We start from the raw sequence: 2,211 nt of genomic DNA on the forward strand, positions 1-2,211 counted from the left end.
CCCTCCTTGTGGTCCCGCACGGCGCCCCCCACGCGCTCCGAGCCCGCCCCCAGTTCGCCGTACGCGTGGATGAAGGCGCAGCCGTGGAACGGGCTCCCGCTCCGTCCGGAGCACCACAGGTGGAGCCAGTCGAAGACCGCGAGCAGCCGGTCGTGCGGGGCGTAGGGCGCGACGTACTCCGCCAGGGCGCCCCGCGCCCACTGGTCCCGGGTGCGCAGATACGCCTCGACCAGATCCTCCTTGGACGGAAAGCAGCGGTAGAGCCGCTTGAGGGAGATGCCCGCCGCGTCCCGGATCCGGTCCATGCCGACAGCCTGGATGCCGTGGGCGTAGAAGAGCGCGTCCGCGGCGCGGAGTACCCGCGTCCGCTCGCTGGTCTCGTCCATGCCCGTGGTCTCCCCCGCTGCGCGCACTTGAGAACGTACGTTCTCTAGGCTACTGTCCGGTGCGGGAGAACGCACGTTCTCCAGTCGGGGGAGGCGCCGTGCTTCCGCTCTTCGGGGGAGAGCGGAAGCACGGCGTGCCGCTCAGCTCGGGCGCTCGGCGTCCCGGAACACAGGGCTCGCGTCGAACGCCGCGCGCCGTGTCGCCCGCCGCAGCGCCCGCAGCACCGCGCTGCCGAGCGTCAGCGTCAGCACCACCGTCAGCAGCGCCCGCGGCACATCCCAGCCCAGCGAGGTGGCCAGGACGTACGCGACATAGCGGGCCAGATTCTCCTGGAGCGGGTCGCCGGGGACGAAGGAGACGCCGGAGCCGAGGCCCGCGATATACGGCCAGCCCTGCAGGTTCATCACCAGCCCGTACAGCAGCGCGGCCAGCGCCCCGTACCCCGCGAGCAGCAGCAGCTCCCGGCGCCCCCGGATCCGCTCCGCGCCCGGCAGCAGGCCGGCGCCCATCGAGACCCAGCCCATGCTCAGCATCTGGAACGGCATCCACGGTCCCACGCCACCGGTGAGCAGCGCCCCCGCGAACATCGACAGCGCCCCGAGCACGAACCCGAAGCCCGGACCCAGCACCCGCCCCGAGAGCACCATCAGGAAGAACATCGGCTCCAGCCCCGCCGTGCCGGCGCCCAGCGGGCGCAGCGCGGCGCCCGCCGCCGCCAGCACGCCCAGCATCGCCACCGACTTCGCGCCCAGCCCGGTGTCCGCGACGGTCGCGACGGCCACCGCGAGCAGCAGCGGGAGCAGCGCGGCGAAGAGCCAGGGCGCGTCCGCGGAGTGCGCCAGCCCCGAGGTCTCGTCGGCCAGCAGCGGCCAGCCGAACGCCGCGACGCCGGCCGCGCTGGTGAGCGCCAGGGCCACCACGGAACGGGGCCCCAGCCGCACGGCCCGTACCGCACCGCGCTCGCTCACAGTGTTTTTCCGTTCGCTTCTCCGCTCGCGCGGCGGCGTGCGGGCTCCGGGTGCGGGTGCGTCGCTCACAGTGCCTCCCGGACCTGGCTCACCGTCAGCCATGGCTGCGGTGCCAGGATCTTCGACGTCTGGGGTGCGAACGCCGGGGACGAGGTGACGATCTCCGCCGTCGGCCCGTCCGCGACCACCTCGCCCTGGGCGAGGATGACGACGCGGTGCGCCACCTCCGCCGCCAGCTCCACATCGTGTGTGGCCAGCACCGTCCCGTGGCCCCGCGCCGCCAGGCCGCGCAGCACGGTGACGAGGCGGGCCTTGGCGGCGTAGTCCAGGCCCCGGGTCGGCTCGTCCAGGAGCAGCAGCGGCGGCCGGGCCGTGAGCACCAGGGCCAGCGCGAGCGCGAGGCGCTGGCCCTCGGACAGGTCGCGCGGGTGGCTGCCGTCCGGGACGCCCGGCAGCAGCTCGGAGAGCAGCGCGCGGCAGGCGCCCCGCTCCGCGCCCGCGTCCCGGTCGGCCGCCGCGCACTCGCGGGCCACGGTGTCCGCGTACAGCAGGTCGCGCGGCTCCTGCGGTACGAGCCCGGCGTGCCGCAGCAGTTCGGCGGGGCGGGTGCGGTGCGGGGCCGTGCCGCGCACCGCGACCGTGCCGGACGTGGGCGGGTGCAGGCCGACCAGGGAGCCCAGCAGCGTGGACTTGCCCGCGCCGTTCCGCCCCATCAGCGCGACCGTCTCGCCGACGGCCTCCACCCCCCGGCGGTCCCGCTGACGGCCCCGGCACTGCCCCTGCTTCCGGCCGCGCTCATCCTGCTGGGCCTCCTCCCGGCGCTGGTCGCGCCGGAGCCCGCGCCGGAGCCCGTACC

Annotated in this window: 3 protein-coding genes; all 3 read right to left on the bottom strand. The window is 75.4% G+C overall.

What is annotated here, in order from left to right; translation table 11 throughout:
• Positions 1-386: TetR/AcrR family transcriptional regulator (locus tag G5C65_RS35875; RefSeq protein WP_165303235.1), on the bottom strand; the 386-nt coding region annotated here is incomplete at its 3' end.
• A gap of 141 nt (positions 387-527) precedes the next feature.
• On the bottom strand, positions 528-1,457 hold the full coding sequence (locus G5C65_RS35880) for an ECF transporter S component (RefSeq protein ID WP_206442651.1): 930 nt from the start codon (positions 1,455-1,457) through the stop codon (positions 528-530).
• A partial coding sequence (locus tag G5C65_RS35885) for an energy-coupling factor ABC transporter ATP-binding protein (protein ID WP_165303237.1) occupies positions 1,421-2,211 on the bottom strand: 791 nt, incomplete at its 5' end. The genes G5C65_RS35880 and G5C65_RS35885, both read right to left, overlap by 37 nt.

It is taken from the genome of Streptomyces boncukensis, assembly GCF_011045075.1.
Lineage (GTDB): Bacteria > Actinomycetota > Actinomycetes > Streptomycetales > Streptomycetaceae > Streptomyces > Streptomyces boncukensis.

Bases quoted from the DNA above. Each gene is read 5' to 3' on its own strand.
- G5C65_RS35880 (WP_206442651.1), bottom strand. From the start codon at position 1,457: ATGGCTGACGGTGAGCCAGGTCCGGGAGGCACTGTGAGCGACGCACCC.